At 74.7% G+C, this 1,345-nt stretch carries 1 protein-coding gene; it reads right to left on the reverse strand.

What is annotated here, in order from left to right; translation table 11 throughout:
* Window positions 1–182: 182 nt before the first annotated feature.
* Window positions 183–1,262 (reverse strand): VIT1/CCC1 family protein, encoded by a 1,080-nt coding sequence (locus tag DBR36_RS12410; protein ID WP_108319822.1) that lies wholly within the window; start codon window positions 1,260–1,262, stop codon window positions 183–185.
* Window positions 1,263–1,345: the final 83 nt, after the last annotated feature.

The following is a 1,345-nucleotide window of genomic DNA, read 5'->3' on the forward strand; positions in this document are numbered from 1 at the left end:
CGCGCGAGTGGTCGCGGCGAGCCGGGGATGACCGGCGGGACGACGCGTCCCGGTGCGCGCGACGCGCCGCACACACCGTGGCCGCCCGCGTGCCGTCGGCGACTGTGGTCGCCGGTGACGCCACGGAGCCGCCCCTGCGAGAGAGGCGGCTCCGTGCGTGGGGCGGGCGTCAGGGACGGGCGTCAGGCGGCGGACACGCCGAACAGCAGACCGAGCACGTACGTCACGGCGGCGGCACCGAAGCCGATCGCGAGCTGACGCAGGCCGCGCTTGAGGGGCGAGGTCCCCGAAAGCAGGCCGACCATCGCACCGGTCGCCATCAGGGCGACGCCCACGAGGGCGAGGGCGAGGGCGACGGCGCCGAACCCCGACAGGCCGAAGATCCACGGCAGCACCGGGATGATCGCGCCCGAGGCGAAGAACAGGAAGCTCGAGATCGCCGCACCCCACGCGCTGCCGACGACCTCGTGCGAGGACTCCCCCGGCGCCGCGGCGGCCGGGGCGGTGCCGGCCTGCGCGGCGGTGACGACCTCGCGGGCCTTGTCGAGCGCCTCGTCGGCGTTCATCCCGCGGGTGCGGTAGACGAGCGCGAGCTCGTTGGCATCCAGGTCCAGGTGGGGCAGGGCGGAGTCGGCGAAGTCGCTCTCTTCGGTCGCCTCGAGCAGCTCGCGCTGGGAGCGCACCGAGACGAACTCCCCCGCCCCCATCGACAGCGCGCCCGCGAGCAGGCCCGCGATGCCGCTGAACAGGACGAAGCTCGGGGCGACGCCCGTGGCGCCGACGCCCATCACGAGCGCGAGGTTCGACACAAGGCCGTCGTTGGCGCCGAACACCGCGGCGCGGAAGGTGCCCGACAGGCGCCGGCGCCCGCGGGCGGCCAGACCGCGCACGACCTCGTGGTGCACGCGCTCGTCCGCGGCCATCGCCGCGGTGGCGTAGGGCTCGTCGGCGTAGGGCGAGCGCGCCTCGGCGTTCTGGGCAAGGGCGAGGACGAAGATCGAGCCGAAGCGGCGGGCCATCCACGCCAGCAGGCGCGTGCCGATGCCGGGCGAGGGCAGGCGCTTCGGGGTCTCGCCGAGCAGGTCGATCCAGTGCTGCTCGTGGCGGCCCTCGGCGTCGGCGAGGGCGAGCAGGATGTCGCGGTCCTCACCGGTGCGGCGCGAGGCGAGCTCGCGGTACACACGCGCCTCGGCGCGTTCGTCGACGAGGTAGCGCGCCCAGCGACGGCGGTCGCGGGCGGTGGGTGTGGCGAGGTTCGTCACGGGTCTCCTTCAGGTCGTCCCCCACCGTAATGAGGCCGGTCCCCTCCCCCGGGCGCGTCGATCGATACTGACAGCATTTCGGG

This window comes from Microbacterium sp. HMWF026 (assembly GCF_003061325.1).
In the GTDB taxonomy this organism is placed as follows: domain Bacteria; phylum Actinomycetota; class Actinomycetes; order Actinomycetales; family Microbacteriaceae; genus Microbacterium; species Microbacterium testaceum_E.